This window comes from Streptomyces sp. SID486 (assembly GCF_009865385.1).
Classification (GTDB): Bacteria; Actinomycetota; Actinomycetes; order Streptomycetales; family Streptomycetaceae; genus Streptomyces.
The window spans coordinates 1-20,416 of record NZ_WWJT01000178.1 but is presented as its reverse complement, the minus strand read 5'-3'; the positions used below and the strand labels follow the sequence as shown (position 1 = coordinate 20,416).

The 20,416-nt window shown below is 69.3% G+C and carries 20 protein-coding genes, 2 pseudogenes and 1 riboswitch; of the genes and pseudogenes, 12 read left to right on the top strand and 10 right to left on the bottom strand.

Features of this window, described 5'->3' with window-relative positions:
* Both GT045_RS08725 and GT045_RS08720 read right to left on the bottom strand, forming a co-directional pair.
* A partial coding sequence (locus GT045_RS08725) for a transposase family protein (protein ID WP_345942585.1) occupies positions 1–245 on the bottom strand: 245 nt, incomplete at its 3' end.
* A gap of 369 nt (positions 246–614) precedes the next feature.
* Complete coding sequence (locus GT045_RS08720) at positions 615–2,777, bottom strand: PA14 domain-containing protein (RefSeq protein ID WP_161333818.1); 2,163 nt, start codon at positions 2,775–2,777, stop codon at positions 615–617.
* Positions 2,778–2,995: 218 nt separating this feature from the next.
* On the opposite strand from GT045_RS08720, the pseudogene GT045_RS08715 reads away from it, so the two are divergent.
* From GT045_RS08715 to GT045_RS08685, 8 genes and pseudogenes are all read left to right on the top strand, one after another.
* Positions 2,996–3,349 (top strand): annotated as a pseudogene (locus GT045_RS08715) (hypothetical protein); the annotation flags it as partial.
* 1,031 nt (positions 3,350–4,380) lie between these two features.
* Complete coding sequence (locus GT045_RS39555) at positions 4,381–4,692, top strand: helix-turn-helix domain-containing protein (protein ID WP_345942584.1); 312 nt, start codon at positions 4,381–4,383, stop codon at positions 4,690–4,692.
* A 148-nt stretch (positions 4,693–4,840) separates the two neighbouring features.
* On the top strand, positions 4,841–5,071 hold the full coding sequence (locus tag GT045_RS39550; protein ID WP_237538461.1) for a hypothetical protein: 231 nt from the start codon (positions 4,841–4,843) through the stop codon (positions 5,069–5,071).
* A 53-nt stretch (positions 5,072–5,124) separates the two neighbouring features.
* Positions 5,125–5,880 carry an MEDS domain-containing protein gene (locus GT045_RS08705; RefSeq protein ID WP_237538460.1) on the top strand — a complete coding sequence of 252 codons (756 nt, stop codon included), beginning with the start codon at positions 5,125–5,127 and terminating at the stop codon, positions 5,878–5,880.
* Positions 5,877–6,827: a sensor histidine kinase gene (locus GT045_RS08700; protein WP_345942583.1), complete on the top strand. Its 951-nt coding sequence runs from the start codon at positions 5,877–5,879 to the stop codon at positions 6,825–6,827. Before GT045_RS08705 ends, GT045_RS08700 begins: the two co-directional genes overlap by 4 nt.
* A gap of 125 nt (positions 6,828–6,952) precedes the next feature.
* The gene (locus GT045_RS08695) at positions 6,953–7,360 is read left to right on the top strand and encodes an STAS domain-containing protein (RefSeq protein ID WP_237538459.1); all 408 of its coding nucleotides are present in this window, start codon (positions 6,953–6,955) and stop codon (positions 7,358–7,360) included.
* Between the two features lie 176 nt (positions 7,361–7,536).
* Positions 7,537–7,836 (top strand): hypothetical protein, encoded by a 300-nt coding sequence (locus tag GT045_RS08690; protein ID WP_237538458.1) that lies wholly within the window; start codon positions 7,537–7,539, stop codon positions 7,834–7,836.
* 393 nt (positions 7,837–8,229) lie between these two features.
* Entirely contained in the window at positions 8,230–9,480 is a 1,251-nt protein-coding gene (locus GT045_RS08685; RefSeq protein ID WP_161333816.1) for a multidrug effflux MFS transporter, read from the top strand.
* 1,076 nt (positions 9,481–10,556) lie between these two features.
* On the opposite strand, the gene GT045_RS08680 is transcribed toward GT045_RS08685, so the two are convergent.
* From GT045_RS08680 to GT045_RS08670, 3 genes are all read right to left on the bottom strand, one after another.
* Positions 10,557–11,576 (bottom strand): DUF2599 domain-containing protein, encoded by a 1,020-nt coding sequence (locus GT045_RS08680; protein ID WP_161333815.1) that lies wholly within the window; start codon positions 11,574–11,576, stop codon positions 10,557–10,559.
* Positions 11,577–11,818: 242 nt separating this feature from the next.
* The gene (locus GT045_RS08675; protein ID WP_161333814.1) at positions 11,819–12,388 is read right to left on the bottom strand and encodes a GNAT family N-acetyltransferase; all 570 of its coding nucleotides are present in this window, start codon (positions 12,386–12,388) and stop codon (positions 11,819–11,821) included.
* Between the two features lie 293 nt (positions 12,389–12,681).
* Positions 12,682–13,305, bottom strand: a complete 624-nt coding sequence (locus tag GT045_RS08670; RefSeq protein ID WP_161333813.1) for a DJ-1/PfpI family protein — start codon at positions 13,303–13,305, stop codon at positions 12,682–12,684.
* 89 nt (positions 13,306–13,394) lie between these two features.
* On the opposite strand from GT045_RS08670, the gene GT045_RS08665 reads away from it, so the two are divergent.
* A complete protein-coding gene (locus GT045_RS08665) occupies positions 13,395–14,732 on the top strand; it encodes a PLP-dependent aminotransferase family protein (RefSeq protein WP_161333812.1) in 1,338 nt (445 codons plus the stop codon).
* A gap of 419 nt (positions 14,733–15,151) precedes the next feature.
* Here the strand turns inward: GT045_RS08665 and GT045_RS08660 are convergent.
* The 5 genes and pseudogenes from GT045_RS08660 to GT045_RS08640 form a co-directional block, all read right to left on the bottom strand.
* A pseudogene (locus GT045_RS08660) lies at positions 15,152–15,367 on the bottom strand (urease accessory protein UreF); the annotation flags it as partial.
* Entirely contained in the window at positions 15,367–17,088 is a 1,722-nt protein-coding gene (locus tag GT045_RS08655; protein WP_161286823.1) for an urease subunit alpha, read from the bottom strand. The gene GT045_RS08655 and the pseudogene GT045_RS08660, both read right to left, overlap by 1 nt.
* A complete protein-coding gene (locus GT045_RS08650) occupies positions 17,081–17,392 on the bottom strand; it encodes an urease subunit beta (RefSeq protein ID WP_161286822.1) in 312 nt (103 codons plus the stop codon). The genes GT045_RS08655 and GT045_RS08650 overlap by 8 nt, the downstream gene beginning before the upstream one ends.
* Positions 17,393–17,400: 8 nt before the next feature.
* Positions 17,401–17,703, bottom strand: a complete 303-nt coding sequence (locus tag GT045_RS08645) for an urease subunit gamma (protein ID WP_161286821.1) — start codon at positions 17,701–17,703, stop codon at positions 17,401–17,403.
* A 230-nt stretch (positions 17,704–17,933) separates the two neighbouring features.
* A complete protein-coding gene (locus tag GT045_RS08640; protein WP_161286820.1) occupies positions 17,934–18,212 on the bottom strand; it encodes a type II toxin-antitoxin system Phd/YefM family antitoxin in 279 nt (92 codons plus the stop codon).
* 86 nt (positions 18,213–18,298) lie between these two features.
* On the opposite strand from GT045_RS08640, the gene GT045_RS08635 reads away from it, so the two are divergent.
* The 3 genes from GT045_RS08635 to GT045_RS08625 all read left to right on the top strand — a co-directional run bounded on the left by GT045_RS08635 (position 18,299) and on the right by GT045_RS08625 (position 20,295).
* Positions 18,299–18,931 (top strand): ATP-dependent Clp protease proteolytic subunit, encoded by a 633-nt coding sequence (locus GT045_RS08635; protein WP_161286819.1) that lies wholly within the window; start codon positions 18,299–18,301, stop codon positions 18,929–18,931.
* Positions 18,932–18,938: 7 nt separating this feature from the next.
* Complete coding sequence (locus GT045_RS08630) at positions 18,939–19,244, top strand: hypothetical protein (protein WP_161286818.1); 306 nt, start codon at positions 18,939–18,941, stop codon at positions 19,242–19,244.
* Positions 19,245–19,586: 342 nt separating this feature from the next.
* Positions 19,587–19,818, top strand: a riboswitch (cyclic di-AMP (ydaO/yuaA leader).
* A 3-nt stretch (positions 19,819–19,821) separates the two neighbouring features.
* Positions 19,822–20,295 carry a C40 family peptidase gene (locus GT045_RS08625; RefSeq protein ID WP_161286817.1) on the top strand — a complete coding sequence of 158 codons (474 nt, stop codon included), beginning with the start codon at positions 19,822–19,824 and terminating at the stop codon, positions 20,293–20,295.
* Positions 20,296–20,416 lie beyond the last annotated feature (121 nt).

Here is a 20,416-nt window from a genome sequence, read left to right as displayed (position 1 = left end):
ACCGCTGCCGGAGAGATCCCGAACAGGGGCGCCAGCTGCCGCATCGTGAGGTTGGTGCGGTAGTACATCGCCACCAGCAGGACCCGGTCCTCCAGGTCCAGTGCCCACGGCCGCCCCGGCCGGGAGGGTGCCAGGGCGCGTCCGCCCTTGATCCGTACCGCCTGCACCAGGCGGCGGAACTGGGCCGGACGTAGCCCGGTAAACACCTCGATGAACACAGTCCGTTGAGCGGAGAGCACCTGCACGACCAGCTCAACGCCAACCAACTCATCGAGTTACGAGACAGCCCTTAGCAGCATGAACAGCAGCCGATCCAGGCTCCGGCAGCCCAGCCGCGGGACCGTCACCGCGAGTTCGTGAAGAAGGGGGCGTCCGGGCCGCGAGCGGCGGTGCCGTCTCCGTCCTCACCCGTGAGGCAGTGAGGGCGATGGGCACCGACGCCTTCAGCGACGGCTCGTGACGCGGCCCGGGGGCCTGTGCCGAAAAGGAGGATGCCGCGCGCAGGGGTTCGGCGGAGCCGTCACCTTGGTCGCACTGTCGCCCTACGCCGGGAAAGCCCCCGCCGCCTGGAGGCATGAGACGTCCGACGGCGGGGTGAGGGAACGAACGCGGCGTCAGGGCGCCATCATCGATATCCCGAACGGCACGGACTGCGGGGTCGATTCGGTGCCGTCGGCTGCCACGGCGGTGACGACATAGTAGTAGTAGGCCCGCGCCAGACCGGGGTCCTTGTACGTCTGTGCGGTCACGCCCGTGGCGATGCGGTGTTCAGGGGTGAAGACGTCCGAGCTGGACGTGGACCGGTAGACGTCGTAGGAGACGGTGGCACCCTGGTCGCATGCTCCGGCCTCCCAGTTGAGCTGGGCGTAGTCCGCGCCCCTGCCGCCCCCGGTGATCCGGGGGGTGGCCGGTGCGGTCAGGACCGGGCAGACCACGGTGGCCTCGGCCATCGGCGAGAAGTCGGACCACTGACTGTGTGTGCTGACGGCGCGCACCACGTAGTACCAGGTCCTGCCGGCGGGGACGTCCTCGTTCGTGAACGTCGTCCCGGTGATGAGCGGTGAGACCGAGTAGGCCGTCGTCGGGTCCGTGCCGGTCGTGCGGTAGACGTAGTAGCCGGCTACATCGGTCGACGTGCTCGCGGTCCATTCCACCTTGACGTCGCCGTCGTCAGCCGTCGCGGTGACCGCGGCGGGCGCAGCCGGCTTCTCGTAGACGGGCAGGCGCTTGCCGTAGACGGTGCCGTAGCCGGGCTCGGGCAGGGGGGAGACGTTGCCGGCCGCGTCGACGGCGCGGACGGTGTAGCCGAACTGCACGTCGGCCGGGGTGCTGGTGTCGAGGAACTTGGCGTCCCGGACGACGGCGACCTGCTCCCACGCGCCGAACATCGGCTTGCGCATGACGAGGTAGTGGTCCGTGTCGTCGGTGTTGGGCGTCCAGACCAGGTGCACGCCGTCTGTGCCGTCCCAGGCGTCCAGGCCGTACGGCATGTGTGGCGGGGTGACGTCGCCGGTGCGGGTGGCCGAGGCCGTCGCTGACGGGTCCGACTCCGTGCCGAGAGCCGTGACCGTCCTGACCTGGTAGTGACGCACCTCTCCGACGGGCGCCGCGTAGTCGTCGTAGCCGGGGCCGGTGACCGGCGTCTTGGTCAGCCGGGTCCACGGACCGGAGGCCGACTCGGCGGCATAGACGTGGAACCGGTGGGACGCGTCGCCGTCGTACCGCCAGCCGACGGTGTTGCGGTCGGCCCAGCCGTTCGCGGAGATGGCCGTCGGCGGCAGCGGCTTCGCCTCGGTGGCGTCGAGCTGGATGGGCGCGGAGTACGCGGAGGCGTTGCCCGCGCTGTCCTTGGCCCGCACGCGGTAGTAGTAGGTCGTGCCCGTGGCGGCGGAGGGGTCGGTCAGGGCGGCGATCTGAGTGGCGGTGCCGACGGAGGCGAACGGCCCCGTAGGTGCGACGGCCCGCTGCACCCCGTAGGAGGTCGCTCCGCTCACCGGGGTCCAGGAGAGCCGGGCGCCGGCAGACGGGTCGTACATGGCCGTGAGCCCGGTGGGTACGGCTGGGGCCGTCCTGTCGGCGCTGACGGCGCTGGTGACCGCGGACAGCGCGGAGACGTTGCCGCAGCGGTCGACGGCGCGGACGGCGTACTCGTAGGTGGCGCCGGTGGCCGGGGGCGCGTCGGTGAGGGTGGTGCCGGTGATCAGGGTGGAGTTGCGCAGGCTCCAGTCGTGGGTGCCGGCGATGCGGCGGTAGACGCGGTAGCCGGCCAGGTCCATCTCGTAGTTGCGTGACCATGCCAGGCTCGTCTTCAGGGTGGCCAACGAGTAGCTGGCCTTCACACCGACCGGGGCCAAGGGGGCGGTCTTGTCGTATGTGGCGCTGACGACCGGCTTGTAGGAGAAGGAGATGTCGGCGGTGCCGGTGAAGGCGCCGAAGTCCACACGCAGGGTGTGGGTCCCGCGCGGAACGGTGAGGCGGACGGCCTTCCGCTGGGTTGAGCTGACGTTGCGCCACAGGTCGATCTTGCGGTCGCCGTCGAGGTAGACGCGGGCGCCGTCCTGGACGGCGACGCTCAGGTCGAAGGGGCCGCCGGAGCCGAAGTTGCGGGTGGTGGTCCAGCGAACGCCGAAGTAGTCGCTCGGCAAGGTCACGCCGGAGGGGTCGCCGTAGCCGTAGTTCTCGGCGATGGCGGTATCGCAGGCAGTGGCCTTCGGAGTGCCGGAGAGGGTGGTGTCGGCGTAGTACTGCGCCTTCCACACACCTGCCGAGCAGGTCACGGCCGCATGTGCGGTCGCGGGGAAAGCGAGCCCGGCCAGGGCTGTGGCCAAGGAGAGTACGACCGCACCACCTGTACGGCGCGCCGCGCCGAGGGATATTCGCATCTACGGATGCTCACATTTCCGATGGGGAGATGAGGACAAGGCGTGTATGCCGTCCCAATAGTGGCATCGAAAGATCACTTGCGATAGGCGATTTGGGGGCAGGCCGTCGCTTGCCGCGGCTACAACACCCGGCGGTCCTCACGCCGTTGAAACCATTCGGGTCCCCGGCCCGGATACGCAAGGCGGGCCGTCGGCGGCTGGTCACACTGCCGCGGCCGAAGGCACCGGGGATGGCCGAGCGGCGGGTCGAGGATGTCTTCGCCGCCCTGGACGAGCAGACCGCCGTCCTGGACGAGCAGACCGCGACTGTCCCGGAGACCGAGGCAGCCCACGCTGATCGTCCCGGGCCTGCATTCGCCGCCCTCGGCGACCCGGCCTCCCGGGCCCACTACGACAAGAAAATCGCCCAGGGCAAGCACCACACCCAGGCGGTGCTCTGCCTCGACAGGCATGGAGCCGACGCATAGGCGGGCACCCGCTCGAAGATCACAAACGCCGGGCCGGGATGGGTGAGTGCGGGTACGCCCGGGCGAGCGCGACGCGTCCGCCCTTCGGCTCTGGCCTCGGCACGTCAAGAGAGCCTCGACAGTCAGATTACGCATGACTCCCGGTCAAGAAAGCCGCCTCTGTCTGCCTATCCACCCGGATTGACGCAAGCATGCCTTTTATGCGGGGCGATGAGCCCCACAACCGCGAGTCGGAAAGGTGTACCAATGAAGCGCGTCTTAGCAAGCTCGTTCGCCACGCTGGCCCTGGTCGGGGCGGGCCTAGCGACCTCCGTGTCCTCTGTGTCGGCGGCTCCTCAAGCCCCGTCCGCACTGTCGTGCAGCAAGGTGTTCGACGACGGCAACACCGCAGGCATCAAGTGCACGGGCAGCACCTTCGTTGGTTGGGCCAAGTGTGCGAACGGACGCACCGCCCAGGGCGCAGCCGCGGCATCCGGCACCACCTCGTACGCGTACTGCACCACCTACAACTCACACCTGGCCTCGCCCCGCGTATGGGGCGGAACTGCCTGGTAACGGTTGAGTTACTGGGCTTCCAAGACTTCGAAGGCCGGCGGCACCGCCGGCCTTCGAAGTCTTGGAAGCCCAGTTCCTTCCGCGTCTGGCCCTTCGAACAGGAACCATGACGAGCCACCATCGATCGGCCGCCACCATCTAGCACATCCGCGCGAGGCCGATGGGGCCGCGGGCTGTGCCGTCCGGCCCAGGACGGGACGCCGACACCACCGAGTACTTCGACGACTCCGTCTACGAGTCGACGCGGTCATCCCCCCTGTCGGCAAACGATGGCGCCCCCAGGTGACCGATGCACCACCCACCGATGGCGACGCACCACCCACCGATGACTGGGTGATCGTGGAGGCACAGGTGCGTGACTACGGGTTCTCGACGGCTCAGCAGGACGAGGTCTGGAGACGGCGGCGTGAAGAGCAGTCGTTCAGCTTGATCGGGTCGGCACTCGGGGCGCCGATGCACCCCGTCGGTCGATCTCTGTGACAGAGCGGGGGCATCCGTCTCCCCCGCAGCGGCGCTCCGAGCGGCACCTGACCGGCAGCGAGCGCGAGGAGACGTCCCGCGGCATCGCGGCCGGGGAATCGGCTCGACGGTCGGCCAAGCGGCTGGGCCGATCTCCTCCGACCGTCTCGCGCGAGATCGCCCGCAACGGCGGCCGGAACCTCTACCGAGCGGCCTCCGCGGATCCGGCGGCCTACACGCGCCGGCGTCGGCCCGACCCGGCCGAGCGCACCCAACGGTCGGCTGCGCGCCCTGGTGGAGGCCAAGCTGGCTCTGTGCTGATCGCCTGAGCAGATCTTGGGACGGCTGCGACGGCAATCCCCTGCTGGCGCCACCGTGCAGATCTCGCACGTAGCGATCTGCCTCTCGCTCCACGACCCCCGACGGCGCCAGGTGATCGACCGCAGCTTCACCCAGCGGACAGGGTCAGACAGGCCCATGCGCCGCCCGAAGCTCGCCCACCGTCCCACCGGGCGGGACGTCATCCGCGGCGTGGTGTCCATCAGCAGCCGCCCCGCCGAGGCCGAGGACCGCATGGTCCCAGGCCACTGGGAAGGCGACCTCGCGCTGGGCACCCGGCGCTCGGCCGTGGCCCCGCTGGTCGAGCGCACCAGCCGCTACACGGCCGTCGCACGGAGCCCCACAGGGGGGAGATCAGGGGAGCAGTAGAGTGAGGGAGGAACGAGGGAGGAGTAGTGAGGACGCCGCGCGTACTGCCATCCTTGGATGAGGTCGACACCGGCGATCATGTCTGCCACCTGCTGGATCGTGGCGATGACGTCATCGACCGCAGCCGGGCTTTCGTCGCGGACGGCGCGTTGCACGGCGACAAGGTCGTGATCGTCGGCCCCGCCTCACGAGCGGAAAGCGAGTTCGCACCGCTCGTACTGGACCCTGCCCGGTTGCAGGGCTCCCTTCTCTCCGCGGTGCGTCGGGAGGCGGCCACGGCGGACCGGGAAGGGTTCCGCTCCCTTCGCGTGCTGCACCATGTCGTGCCCGGCCCTCGCGCGGAGCGGAACGGTGAGTGGCTGCGCAGCGAGCTCGACCTTGAGGAGTTCGCCGCCGACACCGGAGCCATGGTGGTCTGCGCGTACAGCGGTGCGGACTGGGACCTGCCGGCTCTGCAGCAGATCAGTTGTGTGCATCCGCATCATGTGGGCGGCCGTCCGGTCTCCCCCGCGTTCCGGGTGTACCGAACCGAGCGGGAAGGCTGGACGCTGACCGGGACCGTCGACAGCGACGGCGCGGTGGCCTTTCGCACCATCCTGTGCACCCTCCTCGCTCACACGCCGGCGGTGCGTCTGCTCTGCCAGAGCCTGGAGTTCTTCGACGCCGCCGGGATGAGTGCGCTGGCCGATGCCGCCAGGCACCTTCCGGACCGCAAGGTCATCCTGGAGGACACCAACGAGACCGTGCGGCTCGCCTGGAAGCTGTCCGGCTTCGCGATTCCCGATATTCCGGTGGTGATGGCGCCGTGACCCCCTCTTCCTCCGCTCCTCTCGAAGGCACCGGGTACCGGCACGAGCTGTATCCGTACTCAGGCAGCGATGAATTCGTCGCGGGCGCTTTGGGTTTTATCCAGGAAGCGCTCGACGGTGACGAGGCCGTCGTCGTGGCCGTACCGCAGGAGAAGGCGTCATTGCTGCGTGCGGAGATCCGTGAGAACGACACCGTGCGCTATGTCGACACCAGCCGGGTGGCGCGGCATCCGGGACGGCTGATCGCTGCCTGGCAAGCATGGATCAAGGAGCACGTCTCGGAGGGGCGGCCTGTCCGCGGGATCGGCGAAACCCCCTGGGACCAGGTCCGCAGTACCGCTGAGGCCGAGGAACTGCGCTACCACGAGTGGCTGCTCAACAGGGCGTTCGCCCAGGGCCCGGCCTGGTGGCTGCTGTGCCCCTATGACGTCGCACGGGACCAGGCCGCCCTGCCCCAGATGACACGCTGCCACTCCGAGATCCGCAGAAACGGCCGGACGGTGCCGAACGAGGACTACGACGCGCGAGCAGCGTATGCCTTCAGCGCCCTCACCGACCCCTGCAACCCGTACGACGAGTTCGTCTACACCAGCGGCGACCTGTCCGCCCTCCGAGAGAAGATCGCTGCCTGCGCCGAACAGCACGGCCTGTCCGGTCGGCGCCTACGCGAACTGCACCTGGCGGCGACGGAGGTGGCCACCAACAGCATCCGCCACGGCGGCGGACAGGGCGTGCTGCGCACCTGGAACGAGGAACAACGGCTTGTCTGCGAGTTCCGCGACACCGGCTACCTCGACGACCCACTGGCCGGCCGTACCATGCCGACCGCGAGGCAGGTGGGCGGACGCGGGCTGTGGCTCGTCCACCAGCTCTGCGATCTTGTCGAGATCCGGTCCACACCGGACGAAGGGACCACGATACGCCTGCACACCGAGGTGCCCGGCTGAGCTCGCCGGGGCCCGCGGTCTGCTCGCCGGCCCAGCGCGTAAGGCACGCGTGAGCGACGCCTCCCAGGGTAGGCGCAGGGGTACGGCCGGGTGGCGGCAAAGAGGAAGGCGCCAGTGTCAAGGGCATGAGCGATGGGAATGGGAGTCGGTTCTCGATGCTGAGGGTGCGTGTACAGCACGCGGACACGACGGTTGTCCAACTGCCGAACGAGGTCGACTACGACAACGCCTCCGACATCGGTACCTGGTGCGAAGACCTGATCAAGGACGGCTGCAGGACCCTCGTACTCGACGCCTCCGAAGTGCAGTACCTCGACTCCTCGGGGATCAGTCTGATCATCACGCTGTCCCGCACGCTCGACGACCATGCCGGCACCCTGCGTCTCGCCGCCCTCGGCGACCACTATCAGCAGGTGTGGCGCGTCCTCGGCCTCGACACGCTGCTCCCCGTCTTCCCGACCGTGCAGGCTGCGCTCGAAGGGCGCGTTGCAGGCGCCCGTGCTGATGACACGGAGGCGCTCGACCACGCCTGAAACCAAGATCCGGACAGACGGCATGTGACGAGCTACCACCCCCCGCTCGACTCCGCTACGAGCCGCCACCCCCGCTTCCATCTCGTCAGCGAGCCGCAAGCCGCCACCCCCGGCTCATCTCGTCTGCGAGCGGCCAGCTCCGAGCTGAGCGGTACCGGACGCCGGCATCGCACTCGGTGCGCCGTACTCCACCTTCTGGGGCCAAGGCGTACGCCTCGCGCAGGAGCCGCACCTACCCGCGCCGCCGCGGGCTGCGCAGCACCATCTCCGACAAGGTCCACCAGGTCCGCAACCGCCGGAAGCGAGGCACGCTCGGCGGTCGGTCACCGAGCTTCGACCCCGGCGACTACCGCGAGCGTCACGCGGTCGAGTGCGGCATTGACCGGCTCGAGAGGAACCGCTGCGTCGCCACGCCCTACGACAAGCTCGCGGTCCGCTACGAAGCGACTGTCTTGATCGTCGTTCTCGTGGAGTAACTCTGTTGTCCAGTCAGCGGAACATCGACCCGTTTGCAGCGGCGACCTCAGGCGGCCCCCAAGGGCCATCAGGTGGCCTAAAGCGGCCAACTCCCCATCCCCCCTACACGAGGGTGGTGATAGGCCCTTAGGGGGCCTCCAGAGGCGTACGGACTTTCCGACGTCACACTGGAGAGAAAGTGCGGTCGGCGAGTCACGCGAGGCGCCCACCCGGGCCGCTGACAGCTCCTCTCACGCCATCTCGCGCAGCCTCTGAGGTGCTCTGCCGGCGCCGGGGCACCCATGCCGTCAGCGCGCCGCAGAGGGTTTTCGCGGGCGCACTGGAGAGCCTCTGACCTGGGCAAACAGCGCTAGATTCGACGCCACCCCCTCCCCCTCTCCAAGGAGCGATCTTTGTCCGGCCCTGCGCAGAACACGGCTGCTCCCGCCACTGACAGCACCTCCGCGACGGCCCCCGGGCGTCCGCTGATCTTCCTGGTCCTGGCCGCGCTGACCGCGCTGCCGTCTTTGTCCTCCGACGTCTACCTGCCGGCCCTGCCGGACGTCGCCAGCACCTTCACCACCACCGCGGTCGTCGTCCAGCTCACCCTCACCTCCTGCCTGATCGGCATGGCGCTCGGCCAGCTCGCCGTCGGCCCCCTCTCCGACCGCCTCGGCCGTCGCCGCCCCCTGCTGGCGGGCATGACCCTCTACACCGCCGCCTCCGTCGCCTGTGCGCTGTCCCCCACCGCGGGCATGCTGGTGGGGCTGCGGTTCGTCCAGGGCGCCGCCGGTGCCGCCGGCATCGTGATCGCACGCGCGATCATCCGCGACCTCTACGAGGGCGTGAAAATCGCCCAGGTCTTCTCCACCTTGATGCTCATCTCCGGTGTCGCCCCGGTCGTCGCCCCGTTCTTCGGAGCGCAGCTTCTGCACATCACCGACTGGCGCGGCATCTTCGCCGCCCTCGCCGTCCTCGGCCTGGCGGTCGTCGCCGCCATCGCGCTCGGTCTGCCCGAAACCCTTCCCTCGGCCGCGCGCCGCGCCCGAGGCATGGGCCTGACACAGATGCGGAGCCTGCTCGCCGACCCTGTCTTCACCGGCTGCCTCGTAGCCGCCGGCGGCGCGTTCGCCGCCTTCTTCGCCTACCTCTCCGCATCCCCCTTCGTCCTGGAGAACCTCTACGACGCCAGCCCCCAGACCTACGCCCTGCTCTTCGGCCTCAACGCCGCCGGCATGGTCGCCACCGGCCAGCTCAACGGCCGCTACCTCATCCGCCGCTTCCCCGTCCACGCCATCGTCACCGCCGGACTCGGCCTGCTACTACTGGCGAGCCTTGTCATGCTCGCCCTCGCCACCGGCCTGGTCGGCCACCCCGGCCTCCCGGCCGTCTGCACGGTGCTGTTCGTCCTCGTCTCCAGCCTCGGCCTCCTCATCGGCAACGCCAACGCACTGGCCATGAACCGCACCGCCCACGCCGCCGGATCCGCCTCCGCCCTCCTGGGCTCCTCCGGCTTCCTCATCGGAGCCCTCGTCTCCCCTCTGGCCGGCCTCACCGGCAGCGCCGTCCCCGTGGCCCTCATCCAGACCCTCGCCGCGGCCGCGGCACTCACCTGCTTCGCTGCCCTCACCCGAGGTCACCTCAGCGCCCACGAGCCGAAGTAGTTCCACCCCAGCGACGCGGTGAATAACCTCATCCAAGGGCCCCGGCATGCGCCGGGGCCCTCGCCATCACACGACGTACGTTCGACAACGGCGCGACACGGCCTGTTCGCAACCCCCTGGGCGCCGCTGCCCCGCGCTGGGCCGGCCTATCAGGAGGAGGAGCGCGAAGATCCGGTACCGCCTGCCTACCACCGGCGAGATCGTCCCACCGTTCCAGATCGCTCCCGCCAAGACCGGCCAAGAGCGAGTCGTGCTCGTCAGCCCAGAACTGGCCGACGTCCCGGCAACCGTCATCCGACGTGTCCGCGACCCGCGACCCGCGAACCGGTGCCACCCCGCTCGTATCCGCCTACGACCATGAGGAACGCGTTTGGCATCCACCGTCCCCGCTGCAGTTGCAGTGGGACCGCGGCGGGGCAGGATCCCGCATGTCGGGCGAGTTCATCCGCGGCCCGCTGGGAGAGGTCCTCGCCTTCATCGGCCTCACCGACCCAACCGGCCGACCTCTGGCCTTCGCGCCACACGACTTCCGCCGCCTGTTCAGCACCGATGCCATCCGCTCCGGCCTCACGCCTCATATCGCGCAGGTCATCGCCGGCCACGCCGACATCAACACCCCGACGGGCTACAACGCGATCTACCCGGAAGAAACCATCGAAGCCCACCGCGCCTTCATCAGCCGCCGCGCCCTGCGCCCTGCGCCCTGCGCCCTGCGCCCTGCGCCCTGCGCCCTGCGCCCTGCAGAAGGAATACCGCACCCCTACCGATGCCGAATGAGAGGACTTCCGCGGTCACTTCGAGCGCGACAAGCTCTCCGTCAGCACCTGTGCCCGCGCCTACGGCACCGCGTGCGTCCCCGAGCACGCTTGCGTCCGCTGTTCTCTGCCTCGCCCCGACCCCACTCAGCGCGGTCGGCTGGTGAATATCAGGGGACAACCTCGTTTCCCGCATCGCCGAGGCGCAGTGTCGGCAGCACACGGAATGTGAACACGGGTGCCAGGGGGTGCCGTTCCCCTCGCCTCAGGTGTCGACCAGACCACCCTGCACCTGTCCGGGCGATTTCGTTCAGCACCTGATCAAGTCCAGTTGCACTTGTGGATCGCCACAAACAGGGCGTCCGTGGCGTACGTCCAGCTCACGTTCGGCCTGTCCGACTCCAGATCCCACGAATTGCCGGTGTTCCAGCTGCCGTCGGAGTCCTGGTGCGCGTACGCGGCGTGACACGCATACTGCTCACGCAGGGATTCCGCCTCGTCGGTCGTGTCCAGACGCAGCGGATTCGGCGTGTTCGTCCACACCTCCTGCCATCCCTGGACGGCCTTGTCGATACCACCCCGGAACCCGGCATCCGTCGGGAAGACCATCAGCACGAACTTGTCCGAATCCGTCGGCAGGTTCACTCGCACCCGCTTGACGAGGCTGCCCGGTGCCTCCACCTCGTAGCCGGTGCACTCCCCGCCGCAGCCCTCCGTCGCACCGCCTGGAATCCAGAACAGCGTCGCACCCGAGGCGAACTTCTGCGTCACCAGCCGGTACGTGTGGACCTGCCCGGTGTCGACATCCGTCCACGAGCCGGTACCGTCCGTCTCGTCGGACGCCGGGTAGCCGAACGCGCTGTTCTCCCAGCTGTACTCGCCCCACGTCGCGCCGATCTTCCCCCACACCGGGTGGGCACCGGTCGCCGCCGACCAGTACACGGTGCCGCCCTCGTACTCCTGGCGCACCCCTTTGCCGTCCGCGTTTTTCAGCTCGTCCGACTTCGGGTAACCGAGCGCGGACGTCTCCCAGCCCATCGCCTGCCACTTGTCGCGCACCGCCCCCCATACCGGGTGGGCGCCGGTCGCCGCCGACCAGTAGATCGAGCCGCCCTGGAAGTGGCTGTACCGGCCGCGCCCGTCGGGAGCGGTCATCTCGTCCGTCACCGGGCATTTCAGCGGCGAGGACACGTCGCCCATCGCGATGTACTTGTCGAGGATGGCGCCTGAAACGGTCTTCCCGCAGAAGTCGCGGTCGGCTGCGGCTGCCGGGGACGAAGTAAGGAAGGGGGCCGCCAGGCAGGCTGCCGCGAACAAGGCGAGTTTTCGCAGTGTTTTCACCCCGGCAAGGTACCGGGAGAAGAGGTGCGCAAGGAGAGGAAATTCGGCCGGGCTACATCGGAATTTCCCTTCCTCGCGTCTTCCTGGTGGATGTTCGCACCCTAAGGCGTTCACCCGGCCCCTGTCCGAGATCCGAGCACGCAGCGCGCCTGGTCCCGACCCTCACGGTCACCTTTCCCCAGGGGGATGACGGTCACGCCGGGCGACGTATCGGCCTTTGTTGTCAGCCGCCGGTCGGCTGCTCAGGGGCAGGGCATGCTCATGTAGAGGGCTAGTTCACTCGATGAGGGTGTGCCGTGGTAGAGCGTCGTGTCCAGGCCGCAGAAGGTGAATCCCATTCTCTGGTAGGCGTGGATCGCCGGGGCGTTGATGTTGGTGACTTCCAGCCAGATGTGCCCGGCACCGGACTCACGGGCGAACTTGACGGCGTGGCCGATCAAGGCGCGGCCGACGCCTTGGCCCCGATGTGCCGGGGCGATTTCGATGTCATCGATGGCCAGCCGTCGGTTCCATGAAGCGTAGGAGACAGTGGCGAAGCCTGCCAGACTGCCGTCGGTGCCGACGGCGACGAAGGTGCGGCTGTTCGGATCCCCCTCGTCCGCGAGGGCGTCGGCGTCGTCGGTGTTCTCGGCTGGGAAGACCTTGTGGATGGGCGGGTCCACCGGGATTTCCTGGAGGGAGAAACCGTTTTCGGTGACGGCCACGTGGAAGATGGTGTGCGTGGTGAAGGACCCGTCGAGTGCCTTGATGGCCTCGGTGTCCTCATGCCGGGCAGTGCGGAACTCGTATCCCATGTCGTCAACGGTCGTCATGGCATGAACTTATGACCGGTCCAATTGGCGAGGGTCGAGTTTTGGACGGCTTGCGACCCGACCTGCCGGGCAGGCCGCGGCGACCAGCGCACCTGCGACAGATCAATGCGCCAGCCCCTACTGAAGAGAATCGAGAGCTCACGGATTCCCCTCCACTGCTAGGAGGCCGGACGGAAAACGATCCCCCAAGCCGCGGAGCTTCTCGACCTCTCGGTGGTGAGCGGCAGCGGCGGGATCCTCCGGCACGTCCCGGAGGATCCCGCCGCCTCGACAAGTTGCTTGCGACTGGTTGGTCAGACGAGCGCCGGTGTGGGAGCGGGCAGGTAGGGGGTGATGTTGCGCCAGGCGCGCTCGATGTATTCCTCCTTCTCACCGACCGGGGCGACGTAGTGCAGCGCGCCTTCGGCGGCGTCGTTGCCCTCGAGGCGGGCGATGATCCAGGCGGCGAGGTAGTGCGAGGCCAGGCAGCCGCCGGCGGTGGCGATGTTGTCCTTGGCGTAGAAGGGCTGGTTGAGGACCTCGACGCCGGCGGCGACGACCCACGGCTTGGTGATGAGGTCGGTGCAGGCGGGGATGTCGTTAAGCAGGCCGAGCCTGGCCAGCACGAGCGCGCCGGAGCACTGCGCCGCGATGAGCTGGCGCGAGGGGTCCAGTCCCCGCAGGACGTTCATTATCGCCGGGTCTTCGGTGACCTCTCGGGTGGCGATGCCGCTGCCGACGATGACGGCGTCAGCGGCGCAGGCATCCTCAAGAGTGGACATCTGCTCGATGACCACGCCGTTCATCGACGTCACCTTCGGGCTGGGGGTCGCGATGGTGACCCGCCAGTCATCGGTCTTGATGCGGTTGAGCACACCGAGCGCGATCAGGGAGTCGAGCTCGTTGTAGCCCTCGAAGGTCAGGATGGCGATGTGCACGACGGCTGTCCTTTCCGGATGCGTGGGACTCGACGGTAGGAACCCGCGAGCAGGACAGTCAAAGAATTGTCATGGATACAATCCCGTGTATGGCAGCCTCGCGATACAAGACCCTGGTTGACGCCATGGCATCCGACATCCGGGCCGGGCGCCTCGCCCCGGGGGTGCGGCTGCCGACCCACCGCGGGCTCGCTGCCCGCGAGGGCATCGCCGTGGTGACCGCGACCCGGGTGTACGCCGAACTGGAGGCGATGGGCCTGGTGAGCCGCGAACAGGGCCGTGGCACGTTCGTGCGTGACCTCGCGGTCCCCGCCGGTCACGGCGTCGATCAGCAAGCCGTCGCCACAGACGCGGTCGACCTCAACTTCAACTACCCGTCCCTACCCGGCCAGGCCGATCTCCTGCGGCAGGCCATGCGCGAGGTGGCCGCCTCCGGTGATCTCGACTCGCTGCTGCGCTACCAACCACACAGTGGGCGTCCACAGGACAGAGCCTCCATCGCACGACACCTCAGACGCCGGGGAATCACCGCCGACGCGGATCGGATCCTCATCGCCAACGGTGCCCAGCACGGCCTGGCCATCACCGTCATGGCCACACTGAGCGCCGGCGACGTCGTTGCGGTCGACGCACTCACCTACCCGGGTTTCAAGGTGCTCGCGCACGCCTTCCATCTCGACCTGGAGCCCGTCCCCACCGCCGCCGACGGACCGGATCTCGATGCCCTGGAAAAACTGTGCGCGACCCGCCCGGTGCGCGCGATCTACACCATGCCCACCCTGCACAACCCTCTGGGCTGGGTGATGTCGGCAACCGACCGCACCCGCCTGATCGGGATCGCTCGAAAGTACGGTCCGCTCATCATCGAGGACGCCTCATACGCCTACCTGGTCGAGGACCCTCCCCCGCCTCTGGCGGCAACCGCGCCGGACATCACCGTCTACGTCTCGGGACTGTCCAAGAGCATCGCCACCGGTCTGCGGGTCGGCTTCGTCGTCGCCCCGCCGCCTGCGGTGCCCTCGCTCGAACGCGCCATCCGGGCGACCACCTGGAACACCCCCGCCCTCACCACCGCCATCGCCTGCCGCTGGCTCGACGACGGCACAGTGAACCGCCTGGAAGCGCAGAAACGAGACGATGCCAAGTCGCGCCAGGCGATCGTCAGGCAGGAGCTGACGGACCTCCCGCTCATCGGCCACCCCTCGTCCTACTTCACCTGGCTGCCACTGCCCGAGGACGCACGCGCGGACCGCCTGACCGCCACCCTCGCGCGCCGGCACATCTCGGTCACCACGGCGGAGCCGTTCACCACCTCGACGCACACACCACAGGCGATCCGCCTCGCTCTGGGCTCGACCGATCTGGACACTCTCCGGTCGGCGCTGCGCACGGTGCGCCGAGTCGCCGTCGAGGACGCCTGTGCCTGAGCGCGGGCTCCAGCCCTTCTGCCGATCGTTTGACGACAGGCGAACGACTGTCCGATGAACCCGTGCAATTCAAGGGCTGGCGGAGGTCGTTCTCGTCATGCGGGGCAAGGTCGCCGCCTTCCTGCACGCCACCGACCTGGAGGCCGCCAAGCGGTCCGTGCTCGACCAAGGCGTGGACGTAGGGCGCGGCCAGGGGCTTACACCCTGCGCGTCACTGCGCTGCCCTCGCTCCAACGCCAACTCCTCGACCGCTGCGAGACGCTCAACTTCACCTCGGCAATCCCGGCGCACCCGCCTTCTACCGTGACGTTGGCAGCGGCTACGCGTGGTGCCCAAAGGCCAGCGCTCACCGCTTGTGGCGCTGGCGAAGCGGGCCGCCGTGGCGTAACGCCGGGCGGTCAGGAGGCGCGCAGGGCCGCGTCCAGTTCCGCCGGGTCGGCCCCGAGGGCGGCCGCCGCCGCGAGCGAGGCGGCGACCAGTCCGGCGGTGTGCAGCCGGCCCCGGCAGAACGCCTCCAGGCCGGCGGCGTCGGTGATGCGGCCCGCCTTGACGGCGGCCTCCGCCCCGCCGGAGTGCGCGTGCCCTCCGGCCGGGAAGCGGCCGTCGGCCAGGACGAGGAGTGCTGCCCTGCTCATCAGAAGAGGAAGTAACGCTGGGTCATGGGAAGTTCGGCGGCCGGGACGGCCTCGACCAGTTCGCCGTCGATGTGCACGGCGAAGCTGTCGGGGTCGATCCGGACGTCCGGCCGGGCATCGTTCTCGCGCATGTCGGCCTTGGTGACCGCGCGCGTGGACTCGATGGCCACGAACCGCTTGCCGAGCCCCAGCCGCTCCGGCAGCCCGTCCTCGATCGCCGGCCGGCCCACGAAGTTCACCGAGTTGGCGGCCGGTGCGCGGCCGATCGCGCCGTACATCGGGCGGGGCAGGATCGGCTGCGGGGTGGGGATGGAGGCGTTGGCGTCGCCCATCTGCGCGTAGGCGATCTGTCCGCCCTTGATGACGAGGAGCGGTTTGACCCCGAAGAACGCGGGCTCCCACAGCACCAGGTCGGCGAGTTTGCCGGGCTCGACGGAGCCGGTCTCGGCGGCCAGGCCCTGGGCGAGCGCCGGGTTGATCGTGTACTTGGCGACGTAGCGCCGTACCCGGTGGTTGTCGGCGCGGCCGTCGCCGGGCAGTGCGCCCCGCCGGCGCTTCATGACGTGGGCGGTCTGCCAGGTGCGCAGGACGACCTCGCCGACGCGGCCCATGGCCTGGGAGTCGGAGGAGATGATCGAGATCGCGCCGAGGTCGTGGAGGATGTCCTCCGCGCCGATGGTCGAGGGGCGGATCCGGGACTCGGCGAAGGCCAGGTCCTCGGGGACGGCCGGGTTGAGGTGGTGGCACACCATCAGCATGTCGAGGTGTTCCTCGCTGGTGTTGACGGTGAACGGCCGGGTCGGGTTGGTGGAGCTGGGCAGGACGTTGGCCTGCGAGACCACGGTCATGATGTCGGGCGCGTGTCCGCCGCCGGCACCCTCGGTGTGGTATGAGTGGATGCCCCGGCCCGCGATGGCGGCGAGGGTGTCACCGACGAAGCCCGCCTCGTTCAGGGTGTCGGTGTGGATGGCGACCTGGATGCCGGTCCGGTCGGCGACGGTGAGCGCGGCGTCGATCACCGCGGGCGTGCAGCCCCAGTCCTCGTGCAGCTTCAGACCGACGGCGCCGCCGCGGATCTGGGAGAGCATCGCCTCGTGGCTGACGGTGTTGCCCTTGCCGAGGAGACCGACGTTGACCGGGTAGGACTCCATCGCCTCCAGCATCCGCGCGAGGTGCCAGGGGCCGGGGGTGACGGTGGTGGCCTTGGAGCCCTCGGCGGGGCCGGTGCCGCCGCCGACCAGGGTGGTGATGCCCGAGGCCAGCGCCTCGTCGGCGACCTGGGGGCAGATGAAGTGGACGTGCGCGTCGATGGCGCCGGCGGTCAGGATGCGGCCGTTGCCGGAGATGATCTCCGTCTCGGGGCCGATCACCAGGTCGGGGTGGACGCCGTCCATGGTGTCGGGGTTGCCGGCCTTGCCGAGGGCGGTGATCCGGCCGTCGCGGATGCCGATGTCGGCCTTGACGATGCCCCAGTGGTCGACGACGACGGCACCGGTGATCACGGTGTCGGGGGTGCCCTCGGCTCGGGTGGCCCGGGACTGGCCCATGGACTCGCGGATGACCTTGCCACCGCCGAAGACGGCCTCGTCCCCTGAGCTGCCGGGGCCGCCGCAGCGGTCCTCCTCGATCTCGATCAGCAGGTCGGTGTCGGCGAGCCGGATGCGGTCGCCGGTGGTGGGCCCGAACAGGTCGGCGTACGCGCCGCGGGAGATCTCAGGCATCGAGGGCACCTCCGGTCTCGCCGCGCAGGCCGGGCACGACGCGGGCGCCGGTGAGGGGGACGAGTCCGACCTCGACGGGGATGCCGGGCTCGAAGCGGACGGCGGTGCCGGCGGCGATGTTCAGACGCCTGCCGCGGGCGGCGGCGCGGTCGAACTCCAGACCGGGGTTGGTCTCGGCGAAGTGGTAGTGGGAGCCGACCTGGACGGGGCGGTCGGCGGCGTTGAGAACGATCAGTCGGGTGACGTCCCGGCCGGTGTTGAAGTCGACGGGGTCGTCCGCGAAAAGGATCTCTCCGGGAATCATCGCGGGCCTCAGATGATCGGTTCGTGGACGGTGACGAGCTTGGTGCCGTCCGGGAAGGTGGCCTCCACCTGGACGTCGTGGATCATCTCGGCGATCCCGTCCATGACGTCGTCCCTGGTCAGGATCTTGCGGCCGGAGGACATCAGCTCGGCCACGGTACGGCCGTCGCGCGCGCCCTCCAGGATGTGCGACGTGATGAGGGCGACCGCTTCCGGATGGTTGAGCCTGAGCCCGCGGGCCCGGCGCCTTTCCGCGACGTCGGCCGCCACGTGGATGAGCAGCCGCTCTTGCTCGTGCGGGGTCAGTTGCACGTCCCACCTCACAGTCCTTGCTCCGGACCGTGCGGGGTCCGGCTGCCGCAGCCACCGCGACGGGGATAGATGTAACACACAGACAAATCCCCGGATCACCCTCGAATCCGGGTATAAAAACCCCTGGTGGCGTGGATCGGCAGGCTAGAACGCCGGAGTTTCAACGACGTTAAACCAGAGCTTGGCCCACCCATGACCGCTCGATGGGCTCCCGCAGAGAAAGGGCGCCCCTAGGGCGCGCCCGGCCGCCGGTGCTCCGCGGCGATCCCGAAGCGCTGCTGCTCACGCGGCACGGAACCGGCCTCACGCAGCTTCGACACCGAGCTGACGACCTGCTCCTCGGCCTGCGCGTCCAGCGCGTCCAACCGCTCCAGGTCGGCGGCCGAGACCAGCGCGACCAGCGGCTTGCCGTGCCGGGTCACGACGACGCGCTCACCGCCGTACACCACGCGGTTGATCAGGTCGGCGAGCTCAGCCCTGGCTTGCGTCACCGGAATCTCGTAGGCCATGCCCCCATCATAACGTCACGTACGTCCTGTACATTTTTTACAGAAGTCGAGCCCACAGGGGTCTCGTCGTGAGGAGGGGTGTGTCCATGTACCGACCGTCAGCCCGCCATGTCCTGCCCGAGTTCACCGAGCGCACCGGAGCCGTCGTGCGCACCCTCGACCCGTACGCGAGGCTCTTCGAGGACCGGATCGTCTTCCTCGGCACCCCCGTCGACAACGCGGCGGCGAGTGATGTGACGGCCCAGTTCATGCACCTCGAACACGCCGCCCCCGACCGGGACATCACCCTCTACGTCAACTCGCCGGGCGGCTCCTTCGACGCCATGGCGGCCATCTACGACACGATGCGATACGTCAGTTGTGACGTGGCGACCTACTGCCTGGGACAGGCCGCGGCGTCCGCCGCGGTGCTGCTCGCGGCCGGCGCCCCCGGCAAGCGGTTCATGCTGCCCGGCGCCCGGATCGTGCTGGAACAGCCGGCACTGCCGGAACCGGTGCGCGGCCGGCCCGGCGACCTCCTGATCCAGGCCGAGGAGTGGTCCCGGGTCCGGGAGGCACTGGAGGGGATGCTCGTCCGGCACACGGGGCGCACGGCGGGCCAGATCCACGAGGATCTGGAGCGTGACCTGATCCTGGACGCCCCCGGGGCGCTCGCGTACGGTCTGGTGGACGGCATCGTGTCCCGCCGGGACGCACCCGGCGCACCGCACGCGAAGTGAGCCACCCATGCTGCCGGAACTCCCACCGCTGCCCGCCCTGACCCGTGCCGAGGGCGAGCTGATCGACCGGTACCTGGAGACGATCGACCTGCTGGGTCGTATCAACCCCGCCCGGCACGGCGACACCTACGGCGGACTGCGCGCGGCCCAGGCCCTGGTGCGCAAGGCCGCAGAGCTGAGGGACGCGCTCGCGTTGATGCACCGGCGGGGCGAGACGGAGCTGCACGGGGACACGCTGGCACGGGCGCTGCGGGTGCTGGACGGCGAACGCCGGGCCGCTCGCGTCACGCTCCCGCCCGACGCCGTGGACTGAGGGGGGTCGTCCGGCGGGGCAGACGGCACCCGCACGTCGACACGTACCGTCCGGACGGGAGTTGAAACGGCCCGAACGACGTACCGCCGACCGGTGGACATCCGGATCGTTTTCCGGGGCCCCCGAGTTGCGCGGCGCCCGGGGCCGTGTGTCGCGTGAGGGTCTCTTTTCCCAGGTCCGGGGCTACGACCGGGAATTGACGGAAGCTCGAACGGAGCAGTGTCCACCCGAACGGATGAGTGGTGAGTAACGCCACAAATCCCCGGTTCCGTTGGGATTTTCTGACTGTCGTGCGTCAAGATCCCTGTCTGACGACAAGCCCCCGCCACCGCGGCGGGGCGATCCGGGCGGACGCCGAGTCCTGCCGCCGCCCGGATGACCGGTCGACAGGAGTGGATCGGCAGGAGTGGAGGACCCAAGCAAGACGGGTCGCCGGAACGGATGTCCGTCTGTTCGACACAGACGGGCGGATGCTCCGAGCAGCCCTTGGGGTGAAGCCGTGGCAACGCGGCCGGGCAACTTCGCCAGCCCGAATCCGACAGGTCATCCTTCACAGGCGGCTGACGAAGGGTTGCGCATGACTGCGCTCAATCGTGTCCCGTCGCTGATGGCACGGGCCGGCACGGCCTCGGCCCTCACCCTCGCCGCCGTGGGCGGCTCGATCGCGGTGCCCGGCCTCGCCACCGACGCCTCCGCCGCGACCATCGCGACGAAAGCACTCAAGGTCGCGGCCTCCAAGAAGGGTGCGCCGTACCGGTGGGGCGCCAGTGGGCCGCGCAGGTTCGACTGCTCGGGGCTGACGCTCTACTCCTTCAAGAAGGCGGGCAAGAAGCTGCCCCGTACCGCCGCCCAGCAGTACAACAAGACCCACCATGTCTCCGCCCACAGCCGCAAGGCCGGGGACCTGGTGTTCTTCCACTCGGGTTCGAGCGTGTACCACGTCGGCATCTACGCCGGCCACGGGAAGATCTGGCACGCCCCGAGGACCGGAGACGTGGTCAGGCTCCAGAAGATCTGGACGAAGAGCGTGTGGTACGGCCGGGTGAGCTGACCCGCCGTCGGGCCAGGAGCGGCTCCAGCAGCCGGGCCGCTCCCCGCGCCGCCGACGCACGGCCCGGCGCCCGCCGGGGGCCCACGGGCGCCCCCGGGCGCCTCCGGAACGGCGCGGTCAC